The following is a 25,726-nucleotide window of genomic DNA, read 5'->3' as shown; positions in this document are numbered from 1 at the left end:
CAACGCCTTGAGCTCACACCGGATCGTTCCCCCGCTCCGTCCCGTCTCGTCCCGCCTCGTCCCGTTCTCATCCCCACTGGAGGGGAACATTGGGGGCAGTGCACAATGCCCGTGGAACATCCTCAACGGCCAGCCCATCTCGCCCCCCAGCGCTTCGAGCCCGTCAGGCGGGTTGTCTCGGGAGCCTGAGGGGCCGGGGTCCGCGTTTCTCCAGCGAGGGGCCGACGGGAGACGGAGCCATGGTTCCGGGGGGCGTCGTGGACGCGGGCTGACGGCTTGCGTCCGCGATGGCCTTGCGCAGCCACGCATGCGCGGGGTCGTGCTGCATGCGCTCGTGCCAGAGCTGGCTCACGGTGAAGTTCGCGAGCTCCAGGGGAGGACGCAGCAGCTTCAAGCGGAACGCGGGCGCCATCAGGAGCGACATGCGTTCCGGAGCGATGAGCAGCAGGTCCGTCTGCGCCACCATGAAGAGGGCCAGGAAGAAGTGCGGCACCGCCACCCGCACCTCGCGGGACCGGCCCAGGCGGGCGAGCGCGTCGTCCACCATGCTGCCCGGCCTCCCCAGGGGCGACACGCTGATGTGACCGTGCTCCAGGTAGCGCCCGAGCGTCATCCGCCCCCGCGTGATGGGATGGCCCTCCCGGGCGAGGCAGATGAACCGCTCCTGGAAGAGGGCCTGGACGCGGAAGGCCGCGGGCATGTCCCCGAAGACGCCGAGCGCCACGTCCAGGCTGCCCCGCTCCAGCGCCTCCTCCATCCCTTCGCCGGGTCCGCGCACGCGCACGGACACGCCTGACGCCACGTGGGTGAGCTCCCGCATCAGCGGGGGAAGCACCACCATGCCGGCCAGGTCCGCCGACGACAGCCAGAAGGTGCGCTGCGCCGTGGCCGGGTCGAACCTGCGCGCGCCGTGCAGCGCGCCCCGGAGCTGCTCCAGGGCCGAGCGGAGCACGGGCGCCAGGGACTCCGCGAGGGGCGTGGGCACCATGCGCCCGTTCGTGGGGATGACCAGGGGGTCCGCCAGTCGGTGGCGCAGCCGGGCCAGCGCGTGGCTCACCGCGGACTGGCTCACGCCCAGCCGGGTCGCGGCGGCGCGGTTGCTGCCCTCGGAGAGGACGGCGTCCAGGAAGACGAAGAGGTTGAGGTCGCGGACGTCGATGTGAAGGTTGTTCATCATGGGGGTGACGACTTTTCAAGCTGTTCAATCACATCCTGAGGCTACCTTTCGCGTGTCCCCAAGCCCAGGAGCCACCATGAAGGGTCTTTCTTTCGCCGCCATCGCCACGCTGTGCCTCGCCACCCAGGCCTTCGCCGCTGAGCCCCCCAGCATCGTGGGCCACTGGAAGTCCACGCAGTGCGAGGTCCGGCCGGGCGGGGGCGACCAGAAGTACTACGTGAAGCGAGACTTCACGTATTCCAGGTCGGACTCGAAGGCGGTCATCACCTTCTACATGGACGCGACGTGCAACGAGGCCCAGAAGATGTCCCGCGTGGTCATCACCGGCCCGTACGTCGTGCGCTCGCAGCCGGTCACCACGGCGGGCGCGACCCAGGGCGCGTCGCCCGCGCACTTCATCTTCTCGACGCTGAAGATCACGCCCCTGGCGGACGGCTTCGCGCAGTACCTCAACACCGCGGCCCCCGGGACGTGTGGCACCCAGAAGTGGGCGGTGGGCAAGGAGCAGGACGTCACCAGCACCAACGGCTGTTCGGCGGTCTTCTCCTTCAACACCTGCCCCTGGGAGCAGGACGTCGTGAAGGTCGTGGGGGATGAGCTGTTCTTCGGAGCCCGGCCGGCCAGCGGCGGCTGCAACCCCGACGCCACCCACCTGCCGACCGAGCTCCAGGTGGCGCTCAAGCGCGCCCCCTCCCACTGACCGGCCTGTCCAGCTTCCGAGGGCGCTGCTTCAACGAAGGCCGTCCAGCAGCGCGGCCAGCTCCTGGGGCTGGGACGCGAAGGGCGAGTGTGACGACGCGTGCCCAGCAACGCCGTGCCGAGCTATCTCTCCAACTCCGTGGTGGAGACCTACCTGCAGACCTTCTACGACCCCAAGAACCCCTTCAACACGGGCTCGTGCGTGTCCTGTCATGCGGCCGCGACGCTGGCGGAGGGGAACAACGTTCCCTCCAACCTGAGCTTCCTGCCAGGGCTCGCCCAGCCCGTGGTGCTGCGCCGGCCGCCCGTGGGCGTGGCGGGGCACGAGGACGAGATCCGGCGCGAGTAGGGAAGGAGGCCGCGCGCCGGTAGGGCAGGGCGTCGGAGCGCGTCAATTGCCGTCAGTGTTCAAGTGTTGACTCAAAGTGAAGCGTGGGCCACTACTTGGAGGACCATGCGAAACGCCACGAAAGGCAACAGGGTCCGCTTCCTGTTGGATGAGGAGTTTTTCGAGGAGCTGCACCGTCAGCTCTGCCGGATTGAGCTCCTCGATCCCGACCCGCTGACGTACGTGCTCGTGGCCATGTGGCTTTGCAAGCCAGACACGCAGCTGCCAGCCGTGACCGTCCAGCAGGGCAGCAGGTCGACGCGGGTCGCGGGCCGCACCTTCATCAATGCCATCACCTCGCTCACGCAGCGGGGGCATCCGGTCAAGTTCGTTCTCTGGAACGGCGCCAATCCGGTGGAGTGGCCTCGCAAGCTCATCAGTGTTCCCTACAACTGGCTGCGCTGGGCAGGGAGCCTGACGGGGCTGATCCGCTACGAGCCGCTCGACTCCGGGCTCCTGCGCTTTGGCGGAGGCGCCCGCGTCTTCTCGGAGGCGCTGTCGTTCCGGGCGCGCTCGACGCCCAACATGCAGGTCTACGCCGAGTCCTACAGTCCGAACTGGCTCGCGCAGCACGGCCTCACCGCGTCGAATCACCAGAAGTTCGTCGTCTGCTCCCATGCCGGAAGGCTCGAGGCGTTGCTCGGGGGCTTCAACATCAACGAGTCCTATTCGGCCAAGACCGACCACGGCCTGGTCGGCGAGCGCTGGCACGACACGGCGGTCCTCATCGAAGGCCCCGCCGCTCATGCCGTCCAGACCGAGTGGCTGCGGCGCTGGAACAAGCAGTACTGGTACGGCGGCGACACGCTCCCTGCCAGGCTCGAGGACCAGGGCTTCATCCATCACGGCTCCAAGAAGCAGACCGCGCAGCGGCTGGTTAACGGTTGGAATACGGGGGTCACCATCGCCACGACGAATGGTGAGCCGTTCACACGGGAGAACGACATCCGCGACCTCGTCATCGAAAGGATCAAGGTCGCGACGAAGTACATCTACCTGGAGAACTACGCGCTGACGGACCCCGCGCTCGTGGCGGCGCTCTCCAAGCGGATGGCGGAGAAGAAGGACCTCAAGGTCATCGTGCTCGTGACCCACCCGAAGAACCCGTACTACAGCACGCCCATCTCCTGGTCGCCGATGGAGTACTACACGTTCGTCCAACTCTCGCTTCCGCGCTTCACCCACGTGCGCATCGTCACCACCCATGAGATCGCGCTCGGCGCCACGGAGGATGAAGAGCAGGTGTTGGACCCGGCCACCGCGAAGTTCGTGAGTGCCGAGAACGGGACTTTCACGTGGAGCGAGGGCGGTCAGACGAAGTCATGCAGCTTCGATGACATCGCGGAACTCGAAGCACCGACCGTCATGTACGGTCCCATCAGCACGGACCTGGCAGGCAGTGAGGTATTGCCGAGGAACGCCGCGAACGCGAAGAAGCCGCAATGGCCCTACGTCCACAGCAAGCTGGCGCTCTTCGACGATCAGGTCGCCTTCGTCGGTTCGTCGAACTGGACCTACCGCAGCATGGAATATGACGGCGAGATCACCGCGATGGTCACCGGAGAGGAGACGGTGCGCGGCATCCGCGAGCGTCTCTTCGAGCATTGGCAGCAGGGCCTCACCGTCGACAACTACGCCACGAAGGCCGCCAAGAACGAGCAAGACCGCGTGGCGCGCAGGCTCCGGCCCGTGCACTCCTACATGCTGCCCCTGAGCTTCGGGGACTTCCTGCACTCAGCGGAAGTGACCCTCGTGGGCAGTCCCAAGGCCTGGCTCTACTCCAAGGCGACGTGGCGGTTCTGGTGAGGGTGGGACGCGGGGCTGTTGGCACCAGATCGTACTTTCACGTATCTACAAGGTTCCAACTGCTGTTCGCCTGGCGTTCGGTGGCTTGAGCTGTCACTTGCGTGGTCGTCCCTGAACAGGTCCGCGGATGAAGAACGAAGAGAGCACGCAGAGCCGTCGTCAGCCGCGGCAGGAGCGCTCGCGGCAGACGGTGGAGGCCGTCCTTGATGCCGTCCCCAGAGTGCTCAAGAGGCACGGAGCCGGCGCGGTCACCACCAACCGCATCGCGGAGGTGGCGGGGGTCAGCATCGGCTCTCTGTACCAGTACTTCCCGGACAAGCAGGCCATCTTCAATGCCCTCCATGAGCGCCATGTGGAGGATGTGAAACACCGAATGGAACGTGCCGTGGCGCAATGCGCTTCGAGCACCCTCGACGAGTTCGCGGCCTGCCTGGTGGAAGGACTGGCGGATGCCCACCTCGTAGAGCCTGAGCTCCACGAGATGATCTCCGCCGCGGTCCCGGCTTCCTCGCTCGGGTTCAAGCAAGCCCTTCAGATGGCCTTCGAGCGGGTGATTCCATCGCCCGAGGTCGGGACGTCCCGCCCGCATGCGGGCGACCGGATGTTGTTCGTCCTGCCTCACCTGGTCGAGGCGCTGATACACGCTGTGCCCCAGGCGCGCCCTCCCTTCACGGTTGATCGCGCCAAGGGCGAAGTCATCCGGACGGTCCTCCATTACCTGGACCGGCCATGACCCCTCACTGAAAGGCTTCGGCGTTCTGATTGATCCAGCGGTCGAAGGCGAGGGGCTTGCGGCCGAGGACCCGCTCAACGCCGTCAGAGACAGTCGTCAGCCTGCCGTCTCGGATGGCACGCCAGATGTCCACAAGCGCGTCCGCATACTGCCGGCCACCGCTGTATGCGAGTGCAGCCTCGTGGGCTTCTTCGTCTGAGAGTTCCTCGTAGCGGACCTCCTTCCCAATGACCGCGCCAATCTTGGCCGCCATGGCTGCGTAGCTCAGCGCCTCGGGTCCGGTGACCACCAGGGACTCTCCGATGTGCTCACCCGTCGTGAGTGCGTGGGTGATGACGTCGGCGAGGTCGTCGGGATGAATGAAGGCGATCCTCCCTTGCCCGGTCGAGGAACGGAGGACCCCCTCCGTGGCAATCGACTGCGCCCAACCGAGCACGTTCGACATGAAGGCGGCTGACTGGATGAACGTGTACGGGATACCGCTCTGCCGGACCGCGTCCTCGCCGCGCGCGTGCCATGGGCCGGTCCCCACCCCGGTCCGGACGTCCAGCGTCGAGAGCTTCACCATGTGTTTCACACCTGCATCCACAGCGACCTGAACGACGGCTCGGTCCCGACCGGCGAGGCGTGGCCCGCTGTTGAGCAGAAACACGCCGTCGCTGCCGGCGAGTGCCTCCCGTAGAGCGGGGCCTGGCCTGGCCAGGTCGCCGACGTGCATGTCGACCGCGTCGCCGAACAGCGCCCGTGCTCTGGCTGCATCCCGGACGAAGACGCGGGGACGATGCCCGTCTCTGATGAGGCGATGGGTGACGAGAGAGCCGATATTCCCTGTCGCGCCAGTGACCAAGAATGTCATTGAACGCGGCTCCAGGTTCGCATGAGCTCAAGGACGACCTTTCGCTGACCGGCAAGCGAAAGGTGCAAGCCATCCTCCGTGAAGAGCTCAGGCGGTGGAGCTGCGCCGAAGGCCGCGAAGAGGTCGACCGTGGGCTCCTCGAGGGCACGGATGGCCTCCGCGACACGGCGGACGTCCTCGTTGCGGAAGTGGACTCCGAAGCGGGACAGCCCCCAGTGCTTCGACACGCGATCCTCAAGGACCGGGGGAGGCGTCACCCACAGGCGACGTGCCTGCGTCCCCTGTGCAGCACGGGAGCGAAGCTCCTCAAGGTTGCGCGCAGTCTCACGGGCGTCAACGAGCGTCTTGCCCGCGTTCGGGCCTTGAGTCCGCGCGTCATTCACGCCGATGAAGAAGATGAGCCAATCCGGCTCCTGGAGGAGGGCGGTCCCTATCCGCACCAACCCATGCGTGGTCGTCTCACCGCCTACCGCGTTGATGGCCACTGAGACGGCATCATGGGGACGCTGAGCAGCCACCAGCTCCTGGAGAATGACCGCCCAGGATTGAGGATCCGCCGTGTGACTGTCGCCGAACGTGACAAGGCGTGCGCTCTTGCGCAGCGGCAGTGTTTCCAGCATCCGGCTGAACTCGGGTTCCGCGAGCAGCCCCTGTGCGGCTTCTCTTGCTCCCTTCTGGCTCTGAGCGAGCTCGGCGCGGTACGTCTCCGGCTCGAGGCCAAGCAAGGCGGCGCATGTCTCGGCAGATACTTTGCCGCCGCCCGGAAGCGACGAGACGGTCCTCTCCGGTTGAAGGACCTTCACGAGCCAGCGCCTCTGTTCAGTTGACCATTCCATGTGCCCCGTCTCCGGTGATTGGGAGGCATAGAGGTACCGGACAGGGGCTGAACGGTCAGCTCGCGTTGCCCCGCGGCCAAACCCTTGAAATGACTCCGTTCTTACGCAGCGGCGCGTGACTTGCTCAGGTTCCACTCCCAACCGCGCAGGGGGCGTGCTCGCCTACAACGCCCCGCCGGGCTGCCTGGACGCGTGGGAGGGCACCGCGCGCCACAGAGTGTTCTCGCTGTGCGACAACCACGCGCTGGACCCGTGCGCGGCGGGGCTGGAGCGCACCCGCCAGAGCGTGCTGGCCCGCCCGGAGCACCGCTGCGTCGCAGGCCCCCGGGCGGAGGACGCGGTGGCACCACCGCCCACACAAGGCGAGGTGGAGCGGCTGTGCCGCGTCGGGCCGCCTCCATCCCCGCGCCCATGACGAAGCGCGCGTCGTCTGTGTTTAAAGATTGTATCCCTGCGTCAAAAACCGCATGGACGGAATAATCACCTAGATTTGACATTGCCGTCAGACCCGCTTGTCATGTTTGGTCTCCTGCGAGGCGACACGCGCCTGGAAGGCGCGGGGGTCCGCGGGGGAGGCTTCATGAAAAGAGTTCTGTGTTTCATCACCTGGATGTTCCTGGCTGGCTGCGGTGTCAGCACCGAACCGGACGAGCGCGCTGACGACGAGCCGGGAGCCGCGCGACCGCGGGCCACCGCCGTGACGACCCGCGATGCGTCGGTGCCCGACCGGCTCGATGCGGGCACGGTGACGCTGGACGCGAGCGTCCCTGTGTTCGACGCGGGCGTCGTGACGTGCGCGCCCGGCTGTTCGTCGCGGACGGGTTATCACCTCTACTGTCCGACGAACGGCTCCACGGTTGCGTCGTGGTGCCCGGAGAGCAACACCTGCAGCGTGATGGACAGCTGTCAGGCGTCGCAGAAGGCGAACTGCGACGCCACCTGCGCTGGCGGCTGCCAAACCGTCTACGACGGCCCCCAGAGCTGCTGTGACTGTGGCGGCGGCACCGGCTCCGACGGCGGCGTCTCCATCGATGCGGGCACGGTGGACGCAGGCACCGGGTTCGACGGCGGCGTCTTCGTGGACGCGGGCACCGGCACGGACGGCGGCACCGGCTCCGACGGCGGCGTTGTCGTGGACGCGGGCACCGGCACGGACGGCGGCACCGGCTCCGACGGCGGTCCCATCTGCGACACGGTCGACATCTGCGGCGTCTGCAACGGCGACGGCTCCACCTGCCCCGGCTGCGACGGTGTCATGGGCAGCAACCAGCAGCTCGACGTGTGCGGTGTCTGCGGCGGCGACAGCTCCAGCTGCGAGGGTTGTGACGGCATCCCCTGGAGCGGCACCGCCTACGACGCCTGCGGGGTCTGCGGCGGCGACGCCACCGGTTCGTCGTCCTGCCCGCCCTGCGACGGCATCCCCGGCCACGTCTACGACCTCTGCGGCGTCTGCAACGGCGACGGTTCCACCTGCCCCGGTTGCGACAGCGTCATGGGCAGTGGCCGCGTCTACGACGCCTGCGGCGTCTGCGGCGGCGACGACTCGGAGTGCATCGGGTGCGACGGCGTCATCGGCAGCGGCCTGGAGGAGGACGCGTGCGGCGTCTGCGGCGGCAACGGCCCGCCCTGCAACCCCCCGCCGCCTCCGGCGAAGGAGTACGTGATGAGCATCTACTTCGTCCCCGCGGACGGCGCGGACGGCGCGGCGCCGCTGCTCAGCAACGCCGCCTACGCCAGCCCCAAGGCCCTGCTCGCCGCGCTCCTGCAGAGCGAGACCTTCGGCAGCGCCCACGTCAACCAGAAGCTCGTCGGGCTGTCGCACTCCATCGGCCATGCCTACGTGGACTTCTTCAGCCGCAACAAGGACGGCACCGGCGTCACCGCCGTGGCGGGCTACCCTACCGGCCAGACGGGCGGGGGCGGAGCCCAGGACGTCATCAACGTGGGCGCGGGCGGCACCATCCTCGGCACCTACCCGGGCCGGATGAACACCGTCGCGGAGGCGTCCAACGACATCGCGCTGCGCAAGAAGAACCACGGCATCGGCGTCGTCGTGCGCGGCCCCAACGGCGTGCCCATCGCCGTGGAGAACTCCGCCCAGCTCATCGGCCGCGCGGACTTCATCCTCAGCGAGGCGACCTGGAAGGCTGTCCAAGCGCGCGTCACCCTGCACTCCACCAGCGGCACCGACAAGCGCTACGCCCTGATGATGGAGCCGGCCATCAAGTCGCGGCAGCCCGGTGAGACCACCGGCGGCGAGGGCGCGGGCTGCACCAGCTTCGCCTCCATGTGCGTCGTCTTCAGCGGTGCCATCCCCCGCACCACGGTCAACCCCGTCTGGACGCGCACCATCACCTTCGGCGAGCGCACCATCGGCCAGGGCACGTACAAGTGGGGCAGCCACATCCGCGGCAACTGGTCCCCGGCCGCCAACATCCGCGACAAGAACGGCGGCCTCCCCGCCGTGACGAGCATGAGCGCGTGGACGTACCCGAACGGCCTGGACTGGGACGGCATCCTGCACAAGGTCACCCTCGCGGGGCTCGAGGGCGCGACAACCCAGCGCACCATCACCGGCTACTGGTACGACCCGGACTACATGTACTTCTGGGTCAAGGGTGTCTACGACGCGGCGCTGGTGGGCGGCGGCACCAATGCGTCCCTGGGGCTGACCTGGAAGTCCAAGGGCACGCTGGGCTCGAACGCGCTCGGCGGCTACCCGTACATCGAGGTCGACGTCAGCGGCGCGAAGCCCAAGGCGACGTGGGACACGGCCATCGACCCGTACACCAAGGACTGGATCGACGAATAACGCGTCAGGGGAGCTGGGCGAGACCGTGCAAGGTGTCGCCCTGCTTCACCCGCGCCCAGTTCATGAAGTTCGTGCCCATCCGGGGATGGGGCGCACCCGGCTCCACGAGGGTGTTCTCCTGGTGCTGATGGCCGGTGAGCTTGAAGCGCAGCACGGAGGTCTTCTCACGCGGAAGCATCAGCTTCGTGGGCGTGGTGCCAATCCGCGCCTCCCCGTCGAAGATGGCCGCGCCAGAAGGCGTGGAGGTGAACTCCACCGTCACGTCCTGCGGCAGCGCCGCGGGAGGAGGCGCCGATGGCATCTTCCGCGGAGGATGAGGCAGCACCTTCGGAGCGAGTGGCTGACCCGCGACGAATCACGTCGTGCAATGCGAGCAGGTGACCTCTTCACCTTGCTCGCCGACGGTCGATTGAAGGCACAGAGGGCAAATGACCCTGGCCGATTGAGGTGACGGCAGTCGAACCCGCGGCCTACTCGAACACGCCGATGCCCGGGTCGTTGCCCCCAGAGGGCTTCGACGGCTTCGTAGGCCGGGACGGCGGCGCGGCGCGCACGGGATCCAGGCGCACGTTCACGTGCTGCTCCGACGTGTCCGCGAGCCGGCTGTAGTCCAGGGTCTTCTCCTGGTCCTGGTGCCCGGTGAGCTTGAAGCGCAGCACGGAGGCCTTCTCCCGCGGAAGCATCAGCTTCGTGGGCGTGGTGCCAATCTGCGCCTCCCCGTCGAAGATGGCCGCGCCGGAAGGCGTGGAGGTGAACTCCACCGTCACGTCCTGCGGCAGCGCCGCCGGAGGAGGCGTCGCGGCCGGCTCCTGCACACGCGCGGGCGGCGCTTCGACAGGCGCTCTCGGAGGCGTCATCGCCACGGGGGGCGGCGTCGTCTCACCCCCTCCGCGCGTCATCACCACCGCCACACCCGCGCCAATCAGCAGCAACGGCACGCCGATGATCGCCGCCTTCATACCCCCGGACATGCCCTTGGGCGGGGGCGGAAGCTCCGGCTCCACCTGGCGGGGGGCAGGGGGACGGGCCCGGTTCGCGGCCACCGGCGCCGGGCTGTTCGCGTTGGACGTCCCACGCGGCGCGGCCTGCGCTCCCGCCGGGGTGGTCCCCCGGGGCGGGGCCAGGCCCGCGCGGGAGCCCGTCTTGCCGGTGGCGGGTGCACGGCCCGCGCGGCTCCCCGAACCCAGCCGGCTCCCCGAACCCGCGCGGCTTCCAGAGCCTGCGCGGCTGCGGCTGCCCGTTCCTCGCTCCACACCCGGCGTGCCGCCCGTGGGGTGCGCGTCCAATTCGTCGGCGGACAGGCCCTCCACCGCGTCCAGCAGCGCGTCGATGAACTCCTGCGCGTTCTGGTAGCGGTCCTCCTTCTCCGGCGCGAGCGCCTTGGTGAAGAAGGCATCCAGCTCCGGTGGGACCGGCGCGCCCTGGCGCTTGCTGTTCACCGGGGGCACGGGCTGCGTCAGCGACGCCGTCAGCGCCTTGCGCACCGTGTTCGCGCCGTAGGGCGAGCTGCCCGTGAGGCAGAAGTAGAGCACGCCCGCCATCGAGTAGAGGTCGGAGCGCTGGTCCACGGACTCGCCGCCGGCCTGCTCGGGCGGCATGTACTGCGGGGTGCCCAGCACCTGGCCCGTGGAGGTGAGCTGCTCCTCCTCGTCCTGCTCCAGCGCCTTCACCAGACCGAAGTCCAGCACCTTGACGAAGTCCTTCCCGTCGAGCGCCTGGACCATGATGTTGTGCGGCTTCAGGTCGCGGTGGACGCAACCCTCTTCATGCGCGTGCGCCAGCCCCAGCGTGGCCTGCTCCAGCAGGTTCACCGCGCGGCGCAGCGTCATGGGCCCTTCGCGCTTCACCAGCTCCTTGAGGCTCTCCCCCTTGAGGAGCTCCATCACGTAGTAGCAGGTGCCGTCCGCGGCCCGGCCGAAGTCGAAGATGGTGATGACGTTCGGGTGCCTGAGCCGGCTGGCGATCTCCGCCTCGCGGCGGAAGCGCTCGAAGAACTGGGGCGCCGCGGCGAGCGACGGGTTGAGCGTCTTCACGGCCACCGGGCGCTGCACGGACGTCTGGGTGGCCCGGAACACCATGCCCATGCCGCCCTGACCCAGGACGCTCTCAATCTTGTAGCGGCCGTCCAGGACCTGGCCCAGGAGCTGGAGGCTCTGCGCCGCGCACAGGTGATCTTGACCTTCGGTACTACCGCAGTGGGGGCAGGGGGCGGCCATGGGTGCCGGGAGTATAGGCAAGCCCCGCCTTCCGCCCAACCGGGGAGATGTGCTCCCTGGGCAGTCAGGCAGGCATCAGAACCGTTCCCGTAGGGCTTGCCGGCTGTTATCTCCCCCCTCCGCCATGAGCCTCGTCATCGCCCAGGACATCAGCCTCGCCTACGGAAAGAAGGTCCTCTTCGACGAGGACAATTTCACCCTTGGTCCCAGGGACCGGGTGGGCCTGGTGGGGGCCAACGGGACGGGCAAGTCGTCCCTGATGAAGATCATCGCCGGGGTGAGCCAGCCGGACGGGGGCACCGTCCAGTACAGCCGCCGGGCCCGGGCGGGGTACCTGCCCCAGGAGATCGCCGGCCTGCCGGAGGGCACCGTCGTGGAGGCGGTGATGAGCACCGTGCCCGGCCGGGACTCGCTGGAGTCGCGCCTGAAGGACACGGAAGGCGCGCTCGCCCAGGCCACGGACGAGGAGGAGCAGCTGGAGCTGGCGCAGACGCTGGCGGACCTCCACGCGGAGCTGGACGACTTCGAGAACCGCTACGGCCGGCACCACGCCGAGCGCATCCTCAAGGGCCTGGGCTTCAAGGACGCGGACCTGTCCAAGCCCACCCAGGCGCTCTCCGGCGGCTGGCGGATGCGCGCGGCGCTGGCGGGCCTGCTGCTCCAGGACCCGGACCTGCTCTTGCTGGACGAGCCCACGAACCACCTGGACGTGCCCACGCTCGCGTGGTTCGACGGGTTCCTGCGCCGCTCCAACAAGGCGATGGTGCTCATCTCCCACGACCGCGACTTCCTCAACCGGCAGATCAACCGGGTGGTGTCGCTGGAGATGGAGGGCGTGCGCGAGTACGCCGGCAACTACGAGGACTACAAGCGCCAGCGCGCGGAGGAGATGGTGCTCCTCCAGGCCCGGGCGGAGAAGGTGGAGCAGCGCCGCGCGGAGCTGCAGGGCTTCATCGACCGGTTCGGCGCGAAGGCCACCAAGGCGAAGCAGGCGCAGAGCCGCGCGAAGATGCTGGCCAAGCTGGAGAAGGTCCAGGTCCTGGAAGAGCGCCAGACGATGAAGTTCCGCTTCCCGGAAGTGGAGCGCTCGGGCCGGGACGTGGTGTTGATGGAGGGCATCACCAAGCGCTACGGCGCGCTCACCGTCTACGACGGGCTGGACGCGCGGCTGGAGCGGGGCCAGCGCATCGCCGTGGTGGGCGCGAACGGCGCGGGCAAGACGACGCTGCTCAAGATGGTGGCGGGGGAGCTGGCGCCGGACACCGGCAAGGTGTCCCTGGGGCACAACGTGGTGGTGGGCTATTACGCGCAGCACCACGCCGACAAGCTGGACCGCCGCAACACCATCATCGAAGAGGTGCGGCCCCTGGCGGCGGACAAGCCGGAGAGCTACGTGCGCGGCGTGCTGGGCGCGTTCCTCTTCAGCGGCGACGACGTGGAGAAGCCCATCGGCGTGCTGAGCGGTGGCGAGCGCGCGCGCGTGGCGCTGGCGAAGCTGCTGCTGATTCCATCCAACTTCCTGCTGATGGACGAGCCGACGAACCACCTGGACCTGGACTCGTCGGAGATGCTGATTGAAGCGCTGAAGCTGTACGGCGGCACGCTCCTGTTCGTGAGCCACAACCGCAGCTTCATCAACAACCTGTGCACGCACGTCTGGGAGGTGGCGGACGGCAAGCTCACGTCGCACCCGGGCAACCTGGACGAGTACCTCTACCACCAGGAGCAGCAGCGCCTGGCGGCGGAGGGCGCGGACACGGGCGCGTCGAACGGGAAGGGCGGAGCGGCGAGCGCGGGGCCGGTGTCGGAGAAGGAGCGCAAGCGCCTGGAGGCGGAGGCGCGCCAGCGCAGGTCCGTGGTGGAGGGCCCCATCAAGAAGGAGATCGCGAAGCTGGAGGAGCGCATCGCGAAGGTGGAGGCCGAGCAGAAGGATCGCGAGGGACAGCTGGCGGACCCGGTGCTCTACAACGACTTCGCCCGGGCGAAGCCGCTGATGGACGCGCACCGCGCGGGCAAGGAGGAGTTGGAGGACCTCTATGCCCGATGGGAGGCCGCGCAGGAGAAGCTGGCGGCGGCGCAGGCGTAGGGGCCTACCGGACGTCGAAGACCTTCCGGACCGGGGCGCCGCCGCGTTCGATCTGCAGCTCGACGCGCCGGGCATCGCGCAGCGTGTGGAAGGCCTCCAGCGCCTTGTCGGGGCTGTCCAGGTCCAGGCCGTTGATGCGCTGGAGCACGTCCCCGTTGCGCAGCCCCAGCCGTGAATAGAGCGACCCTTCACGGATGGAGAACAGCTTGAAGCCCACCGTGCGGCCGTCCCGGAAGGAGGGGACGACGCGCGCCTGCATCATCAGTTCATCCAGGTGCGTGAGTGCTTCGGTGACGTCCTCGCGGGGCACGGCGTAGGTTTCCGCGCCCGTCTCGCGGATGCCCCGGCCCAGGGCAGCGCCGGGCTGGATGTTCACCGGAACGGGCGCCACGCTCCCCGTGCCGTCGATGTATTCGAGCCGCCCGTCCACCAGCAGCAGGATGCGCTCCCTCTCGATGGCGAAGACGCGGGCGCCCTGGATGGCGTCACTGAGCATCACGCTGCGCGCGCTGCCGGCCGGAAGCTCATGGATGGAGGCCATGGACCACCGGGGATCCTGTGACACCAGGGTGCCCAGCAACCGGATGCCCAGCGTGCTCCGGCGCAGATCCGGCGGACGATCCGGATCCACCATCACTCCGGTGACGAACGAAAGGCCGGTCAGTTGCGCCAATCGCGTCGCATCCAGCGCCGGAGCGGGAGGAGCGTTCGAACGCGCTGGAGCAGCGGCCCACGTGTCCCGGACGCCGGGCACAACCAGGACCGCGATCCCCTGGTTCACGAGCAACGCGGCCGTCAGGGCACACGAAAAGACAAGCAGGACGGACAGGCCCTGGAGGTACCTCTGCATTCCACGGTTCACGGAAAAGCCTCCCTGTTTGGAACAGGGAGGCCTTGAGCAAGCCAGGGGCCAGCGGCGGCCCCAGAGGGAGCACCGCGCGAGCTCAGCCGGGCGGTGGACCGGGTGTCGCGGACGCCCGGTGCCCGGAATGACAACCCGTCATGACACGATGTCCGGGCCGGCCCTCAGTGGCTGTAATAGAAGGACGAGCCCCAGATGGACGCCGTGCGGCTGGCGGGCGCCGCGCCGACATAGCAGTGCGCGCCATCAAAGCCTCCGATGGGGCACGAGGGCAGCGGCGTGATGTAGAGGTTGTTCGACCACTTGAAGGGCGTCGAGCCCCAGGGCAGCGGCATGACGTAGCAGTTGGCCCCGTCGAACCAGGTCGGCGAGGGGCAGGCATTGCCGGGCCCAGGCGTCAGGTAGAGGCTCCCGGACCAGACGAAGTAGCCGGTGCTCCAGGAGGGGTAGGGAAGGATGTAGCAATTCGCCCCGTCCCACGTGGAAGGCGCCGGACACGACGTGCTGGAGCCCGCGTTGACGTAGTAGCTGTTGTTGTAGATGAACGGCGACGCTCCGGCGGGGATGTTCATCACGTGGCAGTTCGCCCCGTCCCACGTCGCGGTGATGGGCGCGCCCGTGTGCGAGGTCACGGTCGGAGCACAGGGATTGTAGGGGCTGTACGGCGTGGCTTCCGCGAAGTACTCGTGGGAGTCCGCGTTCTTGATGGCCTTGTGAGGCTTCGAGTCCGCGAGGTCCATGGCCGCGGAGTGCCCGTACGCGATATCGCGGGTGCTGGCGACCGACCAGAAGTGACTGATTTCGTGAATCAGCGTCCCGGCCTTGGAATCCGTGCCGGTCGTCGACGCGGGCCAGAAGTCCTTGCAGAGGTGGATCTTGAAGTTTTCCCAGGGGATGACGTAGGCGAACGCGTCCTTGTTGCAATTGCAGTAGAACTTGATGTCTTCGCCGTCCACGGCGTCGCGGATCTTGCGGAAGTGGTCCCGGACGGTGCCGTAACGGGAGCCATCGAAGTCGCCGAACCAGGTGGTGTATCGGGTGTCGACCGTCCCGGCCACCAGGTAGTCATAGGAGTCGTCCGCGTAGTTCAGCGCATGCTGCCGCGCGGAGATGATCGCGTTCTTCTGCGAGTCGCTGCAGCCCTTGAACTTCTCGTTGTTGCCGTCGACGATCTTGGTCTCGCCGTCCAGGTCATCCGGGTTGGGGCGCGGCTTGCGCCCTTCGATGTACACGGAGATGACGTTGGAGAAGGCCAGCTCCATGTCGGACCGGGGGCTGATGAAGACCTCCGTCTTGTACTGGATCGTGTAGGTCCCGGAGACGGCCAGGTCGTAGTTGTCCCAGAGCGATGCAACACCAGAGACGCTCTCACCCGGCTTCAGCGTCAGGTAGTCGCGGTCGGTGGGCGCCGCGCGCTTGTAGAGCCGGCCGATGTACTCCACCGGCTCGCGCTCCAATGAGACGGAGAGGATGTCCGCTTCGATCCCCTCGATGACGGGCGTGTGGTATCCGAGGATCCGAACCGGGCTGTCAGAGACGTTCGTGAGCGTGACCTTCAGGTCCACGGGCACGTCCGCCGGGAACTTCGTCGCCTCGGACGAGAGCTGGATCTGGAGGGCTTCCTTTGCGTCCGCGTGAAGTGGGATTGAGACGAGCGCGGCCACGATGAGACATGTCAACTTCATCCATCTTCCCCCTGGTTGGGTGTCCTGCCCGGGCAGGGTGCAACAGCTTGGATGGATTTATCAATGTGACAAATGCGCTACTCGGGGCGCCGGTTTGTAACCAGAATTGTCACAGCCGCGCGGCTACTTGAAGATCTTCGACAACAGCCACACGACGGCGGACTCCGCGGCGCTGTTGTTCAGGTGCCGCGCGCGGCGGCCGTAGGTCTCGCTGGGCTGGGCCTTGGTCAGCTCGTCCGTGTACGGCGCGGAGCCTTCCGGCGCGCAGCTTCCACAGTACAGCCGCTCCTCCCAGACGAAGCCGTAGCGCGCATCCATCCGCCGGCCACACGTCACGCAGGCCGGCTCGTCGCCGATGCGCACCCTGGGCAGCAGGTTCAGGCTCCGCCGGTCCTCGTACTCGTGCTCGAAGTCGGCGGTGGGCGGCGGCTGGGGGCGGGGCTCCGGCTCCGCGGCCTTCTGGAGCCGGGCCAGCTCCTCCGCGTCCAGGGCCACGCCCCGGCACTTCCCGCAGACGTCCACCGCCACGTCGCGCAGCTCCACCACCGGCAGAGGCGCCGCGCCGCACGTGGGGCAGGTGGGCGCCTGACGCCCGCAGGACGGACAGCCCGGGACGTACTGGAGCGACGCCTCACAGCCCTTGCACCGTCCGGGCTTGCCCTTCGCCTGCTCGAAGACGGCCGTCAGCGTGGGCGCGCCGACGACGCGCGCCAGCATCTCCTCCTCGAACCAGGCGGCGCCGCACGCACCGCACTCGTCGCGCACCAGGCCCCGGGAGTAGGTGTTGCGCATCGTCGTCTGGCAGTAGGGGCACGCCTGCATGGCGTCCGCCAGCCTACCGGGTCTTCCCCGGAAACGGGATGCCGGGGGGCTCACCCCGCGCGGCGGCGCTTCTCCTTCTTCGGCTTGGGCTCCGACGGCTTCGGGGCGGGCGCGGCTTCGCGCAGCTCCTCCGGGACGGGCAGGGCGGGCTGCGAGGGGCGCGTCGGGGGCGCGGGCGTGCCCTCCGGCAGCGCGCCCTCCACCGGCTCGGCCGGGAGCGCCGGCAGCCGGATGATGAACGCGGTGCCTTCGCCCACCTTGCTCTGCACGCTGATGGTGCCGCCGTGGTTCTTCACGATGCGCTGGCAGATGGCGAGCCCCAGGCCCGTGCCCTTCTGCTTCGTCGTGAAGAAGGGCACGAAGATGTGCGGCTGCTGATCCGCCGGGATGCCCGGGCCGTTGTCGGAGACGCGCACCTCCACGAACTCACCGCCCGCGCTGCGGAAGTCGCCGAAGCGCTCCGGCTTCTCCGTGCGCACCGTGATGCGGCCCGGCTGCTGCCCCATCGCCTGCACCGCGTTCTGCACCAGGTTGATCAGCACCTGCTTGAGTTGCTCCGCGTCGCCCTCCGCGCGCGGCAGGCGCAGGTCCAGCTCCACCGCCAGCTCCGCGGTGGCCGGCATGTCGTTCTGGATGAGCCGCATCGTGCGCGTCACGACCTCGTTGAGGTCGGTGGGCCCGAAGCTCTGCTTCAGCGGCCGGGAGTAGTCCAGGAACGCCGTCACCACGCCGTTGAGCCGGTTCACCTCCTCCACGATGACGTCCAGGAACTCGCCGTCCTCGCCCGGCAGTTGCTTGGGGTCCAGGCACTGCGCCGCCCCCTTGATGGCGCCCAGCGGGTTGCGGATCTCATGCGCCAGGCCCGCCGCCATCTCACCCAGCGCGGCCAGGCGGTCGCGCTCGCGGATCTTCTCGTACAGCTTGGAGTTCTCCAGCACCGTCGCCATCCGCTCGGAGACCTCCAGGATGAGGGCGATTTCATCCGACGCGTACGCCTCCGGCACCCGTTCGTCCCACAGGTTCAGGAAGCCGATGACGCGGTCGTTGCCCAGCAGCGGCACGCAGATGCCCGCCTTCATCTGGAGCAGCGCGGCGCGCGTGTCGTTGAGCCGCTTCAATTCATCGCGGAAGCGCTTGCCCTCCACCGCCTGCACCCGCATCACGGAGATGCGCCGCTCGATGTTCTCCAGCAGCACCGCCTTCTGCCCGCTGGCCACCGCGAACAGCACGCCGCGCGCGGCGGCCGTGTCCAGCAGCGCCACCGGCAGCGGCCCGCGCGAATCCAGCAGCCGGTACCCGGGCCGGTCCTCCGCCATCAGGTACACCGACGCGTGCGTCACGCGCCCCGTCTCGTGCAGCGCGTCCAGCACCACGCGCGCCAGCTCTGAAATCTCGATGACGGACGCCATGCGCACGCGCAGGGTGCTCAGCGTGCCCAAGAGCGCGAAGCGTTCGCGGAAGAAGATGCGCACCACCATCTCCTCCACCTTGGTGCGCAGCGGATCCAACAGGATGAGGATGACGAACGCGGCCACCACCGTGTTGAAGACGAACAGCGACGTGTTCTCGTCCACCCACGCGGTGAGCACCGTGAAGACCGCGGCCAGGATGATGGCCAGCACCGTCTGCGAGGCGATCTTCCCCAAGAGCTCGTGCAGGTCCATCAGCCGCAGCCGCAACAGCGTCTGCGCCAGGAAGAACAGGTAGAGCGTCGCGAAGACGGGCCCCAGCGTGGGGAACGGGATGTCGTAGCGCGACAGGAAGTCCAGCCCGTTGAACACCACCGCAGCGCCCGCGCCAATGGCCAGGTACGCCAGCCGGAACTGCTCGATGCGCGACTCCGTCGTGCGCACCCGGTGCACCAGCAAGGACACGGAAGTGAACAGGGTGCCCAGCACCCAGGCGCCCATCGCCACCCGCGCCCATGCTTTGTCCGCCAACGGTGTAACGGCGACCGTCAGCCCCAGCACGCCGGACAGGAGGGCGAGCCGCCGGCCGACCTGATGGGCGCCCTTGCTGACCCCCAGGAACTCGAGGAAGAAGGCGACCGCCGCCCCGGGCACCAGGGAGACGACGAGCACCGTCGCCCCCAGTGCGATGCGCGACACCCAGGGGTAGTCCTGGGCGGGGAAGATGCTGTGGAAGAAGAGGCTGAGGTAGTACCCGGCGACCGTCAGGGTGAAGACGGAGTAGAGCGTGAGGACCCGGGGCCGTCCGGGGCGCAACAACATGGACACGCCCAGCGCCAGACCGATGATGGAAGCGAGCAGTGCGCTCTGGGTGCGGATATCCATGTGCAGGCGGACAGTCTAACCTCTGTCAGGGGCTGGAAATTTTCCATCCATCCCCAGTTGTCCTCGGGCGTGCCCGAGCGCATCTCCCAGGGTCCCCGAGGCCCCCGCGAATGAAAGTGTCCCTCCAGCATCTCGCCCTCCTTGCTTCCGCGGCGCTGTTGTCCGCGCAGGCTCCCGCCCCCGCCGACCCCACTCCCGCCACGGCTCCGGCCGCCACGGCTCCGGCGCCGACCGCGCCCTCCGCGGCTCCGGCCGGCCCGGGGGCCGATGACGACACGGATCAGGCCCCCACGACGCGCACTGACAGCGCGCCGTCGGAGGCGCAGCTGACGCCGCCGCCGGACGCGGACAAGGCGCCGTCGCCGGTGGGCTACGTGCAGGTGTTCAACCCGGCCTTCCCGGGCATCGCGCCGCCCACGCCGGTGGTGCACCGCGGGCGCCGCTACGGGCTGGAGGACCTGACGCCGTACTTCACGGACGGCAAGAAGCGGGACGCGAAGGACGCGTTCGACAAGGGCCAGTACACCCGGGCGCGCACCCTGCTGGAGGGCGAGGGTGACAGCCTGCCGGTGCGCTACCTGCGCGCGCTGTCGGCGGTGCGGGCCGGGGACGACAAGGCGGCGGCGACGGAGATGGCGGCGCTCGCCAACGACTACCCGGCGCTGAAGGACCGCTGCCTCACGCACGCGGGCGTGGCGCTGGAGTCCCAGGGCCGGCTGGACGACGCGGCGGCGAGCTTCAAGCAGGTGCCGGAGGGCTCGCGCATGTACGTGGACGCGCGCCTGGGCCTGGCGCGCGTGCTGCGCAAGAAGAAGGACTACGACGGCGCCATGGAGGCGCTGACGCCGCTCACCCAGCGCATGATGACGGGCTGGGGCCGCAACGTGGGCGCGGAGGCGCTCATCGCCACGGCGGACCTGGCGGTGGAGAAGAAGGACAAGGCCGCGGAGAAGGCCGCGCTGTGGAAGCTGTGGGCCAGCCAGCCCCTGTCGCCCATCGTCAAGCAGGTGGAGAAGCGCCTCAAGGGGCTGACGCCGCCCACGGACGCCAAGGTGGGCCGCGCGGAGGCGCTGATTGAAGCGCACCGCAACAAGCAGGGCATGGCCATCCTGGAGCCGATGCTCAAGACGCTGAAGCTGCCGGACGCGCTCGCGTGCCGCGCGCACTTCGCCTTCGGCAAGGGACAGCGCAAGGAGCGTCAGCACACCGCCGCCATCCAGGTGCTCACGCCGGTGGTGGAGCAGTGCAAGGACCGCGACCTGCTGGCCCGCGCGCTGTACGTGCTGGGCTCGTCGCGCTCCATCGTGGATCAGCAGCACGGCCCGGACACCTACGAGCGGCTGGCGAAGGAGTTCCCGGACCACTCGTTCGCGGACGACGCGCTCTTCTACGCGGCGGACCTGTACGTGAAGACGAACCGCCCCAAGGACGCCATGGCGCGCCTGGACGAGGTGGCCCGGCTGTACCCCAAGGGCGACTTCCTGGGCGAGGCGCTCTTCAAGGCCTTCTGGGTGGCGCGCACGTCGAAGGTGGAGGACGGGGGCTTCTCCTTCCTGGACCGCATCGAGGAGCAGTTCGCCAACGCGGACGAGTCCTACGACGTGGAGCGCGCGCGCTACTGGCGGGCCCGCACGCTGGAGGAGCGCGGCAACATCCAGGGCGCCGCGGAGCTGATGGAGAAGCTCGCGGTGGAGCACCCGGCCACGTACTACGGCCTGATGGCGCGCTCGAAGCTGGGTGAGCTGGACCCGAAGCGGCTGGAGCGCGTGTCGGCGTCCATCTTCGACGTGCCGGAGGCGGCCAGCCCCTGGCCCATGTTCGCGGGCCCCATGGGGGACGACCCGCACTTCCGCGCGGGCGTGGAGCTGCTGCGGCTGGGCTTCCCGGACTCCGTGTCCTCGGAGCTGATGCTGGTGAACCGCACCAACCAGCCGCCGGAGTCCATGCGGCTCTTGGTGATGGTGCTGTCGCAGTCCGGCGACGCGCGCTCGGCGCACGCCATCGCGCGGCTCGCGCTGCGCAAGGACCTGAGCGGCCGCATCACCGCGCAGACGCGGCCGGTGTGGGAGGTGGCCTATCCCAACGCGTTCCGCGACCTCATCGAGAAGCACACCGCGACCGCGGGCGTGGAGCCGGACCTGCTCCAGGCGCTGATGCGCGAGGAGAGCGCGCTGGATCCCAAGGCCCTGTCCTGGGCCGGCGCCATGGGCCTCACGCAGCTGATGCCCTCCACGGCGAAGGGCGTGGCGCGCGAGCTCAAGGTGAAGAAGTTCACCGTGGACTCGCTGCTCCAGCCGGAGCTGAACATCCGCTTCGGCGCGCACTACCTGGGCGGCCTGATCAAACAGTTCAAGGGCCACACGCCCTACGCGGTGGGCAGCTACAACGCGGGCTCCGGCGCGGTGAACCGCTGGCGCGCGGCCAGCCCGGACCTGCCCCTGGACGCGTGGGTGGAGGAGATCCCCATCGCGGAGACGCGCGGCTACATCAAGCGCGTGCTGCGCTCCTACAACACCTACCAGCTCCTCTACGGCCGCGCGCCCAAGGTGCCGGTGATGCCCAGTGCCTCGCGTTAGTGTGTAATCCTGGCTGAAGCCTGAATTCGCGTATTCTTTGTGGAGGGGGAGGGGCGGGCCGTGGTTTCGTCGGCCGCCATGTTCCCCCTCCGAACGAGAATCGCTCCCCTCGCGGTCGCGCTGTTCACCCTGGTGGGCCTGTGCTTCCCGGCGCAAGCCGAGGCGCAGGCCTGGTCGCTGACGAACGCGCAGCGCCAGGCGTTCCTGCGCTACTACGCGCCGGTCATCTTCAAGCGCGCGAACGCGAACGACGGCAAGCACGGCTACGACTGGCTGACGAGCTTCGACTTCGACCAGGACGGGGACTTCTCCAACAACAAGCTGCACTGGAAGCAGATCAACCAGTACGTGGACGCGTCGCGCACGGGGCCCAGCGCCTTCGACAAATGGCGCATCCGGCCCACGCTCTACACGTCGCTGCTGGAGTACATGGACGGGGGGAAGAACCTCGTCCTCGTGTATCACCTGTATCACGCGCTGGATAAGAACGCGGCGGGCAACTGGCAGCTCCACGACTGGGAGCGCGTCGAGCTCCAGCTTCGCAACGTGGTGGGCAACCCGGGCAGCGGGGAGTCCGTGGCGTTCGCGGTCGTGACGCAGCACAAGCGCAACGTGGTGCGCCGGCAGGGCAGCACGGACCTGAACTTCATGCAAACGGGCACGGGCAGCCACCTGCTCATCTGGCAGGCGGAGTGGTCCGACAAGCTGCTGGCGCCGCACGGGCAGGAGCTGCGCTTCGTGACGGAGCCGTATTCGTTCTTCGCGGGCCGGATGGCGTCGGGCGGGAAGGCGGAGGCGGACGTGAACAACGACGACGGGCGAAAGAAGCTGCACTTCGCGTTCGTGCCGGAGGACGACGCGGCGGCGGTGGCGGCGTTCAACGCGCAGCCGGTGCGGTACTCGACGGCGGACGCGCAGGCCAGCCGCTACGACAACGGCACCTCCGCCAACTGGCCCGCCGTGAAGCGCGTCACGTACGAGCTGCAGGACCTGGCGGACATCCTCCCCACGCACTGGGAGTTCGGCGGCTACGCGACGCACTGGCTGCCGGACTCGCCGCGCTTCTTCTACCTGGAGAGCCCGGTGGTGAACGAGGCGGGGCAGGCGGAGGTGAGCGCGGGGATGCAGCGCTTCTTCTCGAAGACGCGCGACGTGGAAGGGGAGGACGACCGCGAGGGCTACCCGGCGAAGGCGTGGTTCTTCGGCACGTTCGAGCTCAACGACAAGGCGTCCGACACGGGCGGTGGCGGCGGCTCATTCGGCGACAAGGCCTGGGCGAGCACGGTGGTGGACTCGCGAGGCCAGACGCGCGCGAGCGCCAGCGGCTACCCGGCCTCCGCGAACGCGTACTGGTGGCAGCACGACTACTTCGTGCACTCGGGCGTGACGGACGACATCGACGGGCAGGAGCAGGGCTTCTGGTTGCAGGGCGGGTGGTATCTGCCCCAGAACGGCGGCTTCGACGGACGCTGGGTGCAGCTCTTCGACGACCGGCCAGGCAAGGAGTCTGGCGAGTACTGAATTGGTCCTGATTTCCGGGTGGGGGCAGAGCGAGAAGCGGCGCTCATGCCCTCCTGGCCGTGGGCGAGGGAAAGGGCTCGGGGGCAGGGATAGGCTGATAGGTTTATGGGGCAAATCCCCCTCTCGTTTGCGTGAAGGAAACACGCCATGAGCCAGCCCAGCGCCCCCAGCCCTCAACAGATAGACCTCAACCGCACCGCCGTGGAGATCGCCCCCGAGACCTTCTGGGTCGGGAAGCGTGAGCCCGGCGGCATCTTCTTCGCCAACCCGTACCTGCGCCGGTTTCGGGGCACGGACGCGCGGACGAAGAAACCCTCTGAGTTCAACCTCCTCATCGACCCCGGGTCGAGCAGCGACTTCTCCACCATCCACACGAAGGTGGTGTCGCTGATTGGTGGGATGGACCGGCTGTCGGCGCTCTTCATCAACCACCAGGACCCGGACGTGGGGTCCTCGGCGAACATCATCTCCGCGCGCTACTCGCCGCGCGCGAGCATCCTGTGCTCCGAGGACACCTGGCGGCTCATCGTCCACTTCAACCTGCCGCGCAACCGCTTCATCCCGACGGAGAAGTTCACGGCCGGGCTGAGCGTGCCCACGGGACACAAGCTGTTGCCGGTGCCGTCGCCCTTCTGCCACTTCCGGGGCGCGGTGATGCTCTACGACCCGCAGACGCGGGTGCTCTTCACGGGGGACCTCTTCGGCGGCCTCACGGACAGCAAGGCGCAGGGCCTGTGGGCGGACGAGTCCGACTGGACGGGCATCCGGGCGTTCCATCAAATCTACATGCCGGTGAACTCGGCGCTGGTGCGCGCGGTGGCGGCCATCCGGAAGCTCACGCCCGCGGTGGAGATGATCGCCCCGCAGCACGGCCGCATCATCCGGGGCAAGCTGGTGCACCAGTTCCTGGAGCGCATGGAGCGGCTGCAGGTGGGCCTGGACATCATCGACGAGGCGCAGGACCGCACGCACCTCCAGGCCTGGAACTCGGTCATCGACCGGGTGCTGACGCTGGCGCGCGGCTACCTGGGCGACTCCGTGGAAGCGAAGCTCTCCGCGAGTGACGCGCTGTCGGACACGGCGAAGTTCAACGGCCCGCGGCTGGAGGTGGGCCGCATGGGCAAGTGGACGCTGGAGCACGTGGTGGAGGTGCTCTGCCAGGGCGAGCCGTCGGAGATCTCCGGCCCCATCATGGTGGAGGCCACCATCGCCGCCGCGGAGTACAACCTGCCCACGCCGCACCTGGACATCGAAGGCGCGGGTGCGCCGGCCCCCGTCTCGCTGTTGGAGTCGTGACGGGTGGAGCCCAAGGACAGAGACAGCGGAGGTTTGACCTACCTGGGCCCGGAGGCGCTGAACGCGCGTCCGGGCAACGCGGTGGCCGAGGACGGCTCGGAGCCGACGCTGCCGCAGGTGCGGACGCCCGTGTCTCCAGGCGGCACGTTGATCCAGGGGGCCGTGACGCCGCGGCCCCCGTCGCCCGCGAGCCAGGGGCTCGTCCCGGGGCAGGTGGTGGCGGGGCGCTACCGGGTGGAGAAGTGGCTGGGCGTGGGCGGAACATCGGCGGTGTACCAGGCGCTGGACCTGAAGAATCACCAGCGCGTGGCGCTCAAGGTGCTGGCGGTGCCGTACGCGGACGAGGCGATGGTGACGCGCTTCCGCCAGGAGGTGGATCACGCCCGCGCCCTGGAGCACGTGAACATCCTGCACGTCTTCGACGTGGGCTCGGATGGGGACCGGCACTACCTGACGGTGGAGTTGCTGGATGGGAAGGACCTGCGGCAGGTGATGCTGGAGGGGCGCCCGACGCTGGCCAATGCCTTGCGGTGGCTGACGCACGCCACGGTGGCGCTGGAGCACGCGCACGCGCACGGCGTGCTGCACCGGGACGTGAAGCCTGGGAACCTGTTCATCACGCGCACGGGGGTGCTGAAGCTGATGGACTTCGGGCTCGCCAAGAGCGCGCACGTGATGGGCAACACGGCCCAGGGCGCGACGCTGGGGACGCCGGAGTACATGGCGCCGGAGCAGGTGACAGGGGCGGAGGTGTCACCGGCCACGGACCTGTATGCGCTGGGTGTCGTGGCGTACGAGTTGCTCACCGGGCAGTTGCCGTTCCGTCACGCGCAGCCCGTGCCGCTGATGCTGATGCACGTGCAGGAGGCGCCCGTGCCGCCGAGGAAGCTGCGTCCGGAGCTGCCGGAAGCTTTCGAGCAGGCCGTCCTCAAGCTGATGCGGAAGCGGCCGGAGGAGCGTTACGCCAGCGCAACAGTGCTGCGCGCTGAACTGGCGAAGCTGTGGCCGCTGGCACTCCAGCGCGGGCGCGCGTTATAGCGGGCTCCTTCCGCAGGGGGCCC

20 protein-coding genes are annotated in these 25,726 nt (G+C 68.5%); 11 read left to right on the top strand and 9 right to left on the bottom strand.

Annotation, left to right across the window (positions count from 1 at the left end; translation table 11 throughout):
• Positions 1-163 precede the first annotated feature (163 nt).
• Positions 164-1,177, bottom strand: a complete 1,014-nt coding sequence (locus AABA78_RS37115) for a LysR family transcriptional regulator (RefSeq protein WP_338270214.1) — start codon at positions 1,175-1,177, stop codon at positions 164-166.
• A gap of 76 nt (positions 1,178-1,253) precedes the next feature.
• Between AABA78_RS37115 and AABA78_RS37110 the strand changes: the two genes are divergently transcribed.
• The 4 genes from AABA78_RS37110 (at position 1,254) to AABA78_RS37095 (ending at position 4,803) form a co-directional block, all read left to right on the top strand.
• Positions 1,254-1,877, top strand: coding sequence for a hypothetical protein (locus tag AABA78_RS37110; RefSeq protein ID WP_338270213.1), 624 nt, complete (start codon positions 1,254-1,256; stop codon positions 1,875-1,877).
• 99 nt (positions 1,878-1,976) lie between these two features.
• Entirely contained in the window at positions 1,977-2,225 is a 249-nt protein-coding gene (locus AABA78_RS37105; protein WP_171412783.1) for a hypothetical protein, read from the top strand.
• Between the two features lie 105 nt (positions 2,226-2,330).
• Positions 2,331-4,070, top strand: a complete 1,740-nt coding sequence (locus AABA78_RS37100) for a phospholipase D-like domain-containing protein (protein ID WP_338270212.1) — start codon at positions 2,331-2,333, stop codon at positions 4,068-4,070.
• A gap of 127 nt (positions 4,071-4,197) precedes the next feature.
• Positions 4,198-4,803, top strand: a complete 606-nt coding sequence (locus AABA78_RS37095; RefSeq protein ID WP_338270211.1) for a TetR/AcrR family transcriptional regulator — start codon at positions 4,198-4,200, stop codon at positions 4,801-4,803.
• Between the two features lie 4 nt (positions 4,804-4,807).
• Here AABA78_RS37095 and AABA78_RS37090 read toward each other — a convergent pair whose 3' ends face one another.
• Both AABA78_RS37090 and AABA78_RS37085 read right to left on the bottom strand, forming a co-directional pair.
• The gene (locus AABA78_RS37090; protein ID WP_338270210.1) at positions 4,808-5,659 is read right to left on the bottom strand and encodes an NmrA family NAD(P)-binding protein; all 852 of its coding nucleotides are present in this window, start codon (positions 5,657-5,659) and stop codon (positions 4,808-4,810) included.
• On the bottom strand, positions 5,656-6,495 hold the full coding sequence (locus AABA78_RS37085; RefSeq protein WP_338270209.1) for an SGNH/GDSL hydrolase family protein: 840 nt from the start codon (positions 6,493-6,495) through the stop codon (positions 5,656-5,658). The genes AABA78_RS37090 and AABA78_RS37085 overlap by 4 nt, the downstream gene beginning before the upstream one ends.
• Positions 6,496-6,649: 154 nt before the next feature.
• On the opposite strand from AABA78_RS37085, the gene AABA78_RS37080 reads away from it, so the two are divergent.
• On the top strand, positions 6,650-6,910 hold the full coding sequence (locus AABA78_RS37080; RefSeq protein WP_338270208.1) for a hypothetical protein: 261 nt from the start codon (positions 6,650-6,652) through the stop codon (positions 6,908-6,910).
• 165 nt (positions 6,911-7,075) lie between these two features.
• Positions 7,076-9,307, top strand: a complete 2,232-nt coding sequence (locus AABA78_RS37075; RefSeq protein WP_338270207.1) for a hypothetical protein — start codon at positions 7,076-7,078, stop codon at positions 9,305-9,307.
• 4 nt (positions 9,308-9,311) lie between these two features.
• Here the strand turns inward: AABA78_RS37075 and AABA78_RS37070 are convergent, their stop codons facing one another.
• Both AABA78_RS37070 and AABA78_RS37065 read right to left on the bottom strand, forming a co-directional pair.
• Positions 9,312-9,608: a hypothetical protein gene (locus AABA78_RS37070; RefSeq protein ID WP_338270206.1), complete on the bottom strand. Its 297-nt coding sequence runs from the start codon at positions 9,606-9,608 to the stop codon at positions 9,312-9,314.
• A 169-nt stretch (positions 9,609-9,777) separates the two neighbouring features.
• Positions 9,778-11,523: a serine/threonine protein kinase gene (locus AABA78_RS37065; RefSeq protein ID WP_338270205.1), complete on the bottom strand. Its 1,746-nt coding sequence runs from the start codon at positions 11,521-11,523 to the stop codon at positions 9,778-9,780.
• A 124-nt stretch (positions 11,524-11,647) separates the two neighbouring features.
• Here AABA78_RS37065 and AABA78_RS37060 point away from each other — a divergent pair, with 124 nt between their 5' ends.
• Positions 11,648-13,609, top strand: a complete 1,962-nt coding sequence (locus AABA78_RS37060) for an ABC-F family ATP-binding cassette domain-containing protein (RefSeq protein WP_338270204.1) — start codon at positions 11,648-11,650, stop codon at positions 13,607-13,609.
• A gap of 4 nt (positions 13,610-13,613) precedes the next feature.
• Here the strand turns inward: AABA78_RS37060 and gspC are convergent, their stop codons facing one another.
• The 4 genes from gspC to AABA78_RS37040 all read right to left on the bottom strand — a co-directional run bounded on the left by gspC (position 13,614) and on the right by AABA78_RS37040 (position 19,272).
• Positions 13,614-14,459 (bottom strand): type II secretion system protein GspC, encoded by an 846-nt coding sequence (gspC, locus tag AABA78_RS37055; RefSeq protein ID WP_338270231.1) that lies wholly within the window; start codon positions 14,457-14,459, stop codon positions 13,614-13,616.
• A 176-nt stretch (positions 14,460-14,635) separates the two neighbouring features.
• Positions 14,636-16,156 (bottom strand): M35 family metallo-endopeptidase, encoded by a 1,521-nt coding sequence (locus tag AABA78_RS37050; protein ID WP_171420957.1) that lies wholly within the window; start codon positions 16,154-16,156, stop codon positions 14,636-14,638.
• A gap of 123 nt (positions 16,157-16,279) precedes the next feature.
• Positions 16,280-16,978 (bottom strand): TFIIB-type zinc ribbon-containing protein, encoded by a 699-nt coding sequence (locus tag AABA78_RS37045; protein ID WP_338270202.1) that lies wholly within the window; start codon positions 16,976-16,978, stop codon positions 16,280-16,282.
• A 50-nt stretch (positions 16,979-17,028) separates the two neighbouring features.
• On the bottom strand, positions 17,029-19,272 hold the full coding sequence (locus tag AABA78_RS37040) for a GAF domain-containing sensor histidine kinase (RefSeq protein ID WP_338270201.1): 2,244 nt from the start codon (positions 19,270-19,272) through the stop codon (positions 17,029-17,031).
• A 110-nt stretch (positions 19,273-19,382) separates the two neighbouring features.
• Between AABA78_RS37040 and AABA78_RS37035 the strand changes: the two genes are divergently transcribed.
• The 4 genes from AABA78_RS37035 to AABA78_RS37020 all read left to right on the top strand — a co-directional run bounded on the left by AABA78_RS37035 (position 19,383) and on the right by AABA78_RS37020 (position 25,703).
• Positions 19,383-21,848: a flagellar assembly lytic transglycosylase gene (locus tag AABA78_RS37035; protein ID WP_338270199.1), complete on the top strand. Its 2,466-nt coding sequence runs from the start codon at positions 19,383-19,385 to the stop codon at positions 21,846-21,848.
• 78 nt (positions 21,849-21,926) lie between these two features.
• Complete coding sequence (locus AABA78_RS37030) at positions 21,927-23,369, top strand: hypothetical protein (protein ID WP_338270198.1); 1,443 nt, start codon at positions 21,927-21,929, stop codon at positions 23,367-23,369.
• A gap of 147 nt (positions 23,370-23,516) precedes the next feature.
• Complete coding sequence (locus AABA78_RS37025; protein WP_338270197.1) at positions 23,517-24,665, top strand: oxygen-binding di-iron domain-containing protein; 1,149 nt, start codon at positions 23,517-23,519, stop codon at positions 24,663-24,665.
• A 3-nt stretch (positions 24,666-24,668) separates the two neighbouring features.
• The gene (locus tag AABA78_RS37020; protein WP_338270196.1) at positions 24,669-25,703 is read left to right on the top strand and encodes a serine/threonine-protein kinase; all 1,035 of its coding nucleotides are present in this window, start codon (positions 24,669-24,671) and stop codon (positions 25,701-25,703) included.
• The last annotated feature ends 23 nt before the right edge of the window (positions 25,704-25,726 follow it).

The sequence above is a fragment of the Corallococcus caeni genome (assembly GCF_036245865.1).
In the GTDB taxonomy this organism is placed as follows: domain Bacteria; phylum Myxococcota; class Myxococcia; order Myxococcales; family Myxococcaceae; genus Corallococcus; species Corallococcus caeni.
This window is presented reverse-complemented; position numbering and strand designations above follow the sequence as displayed.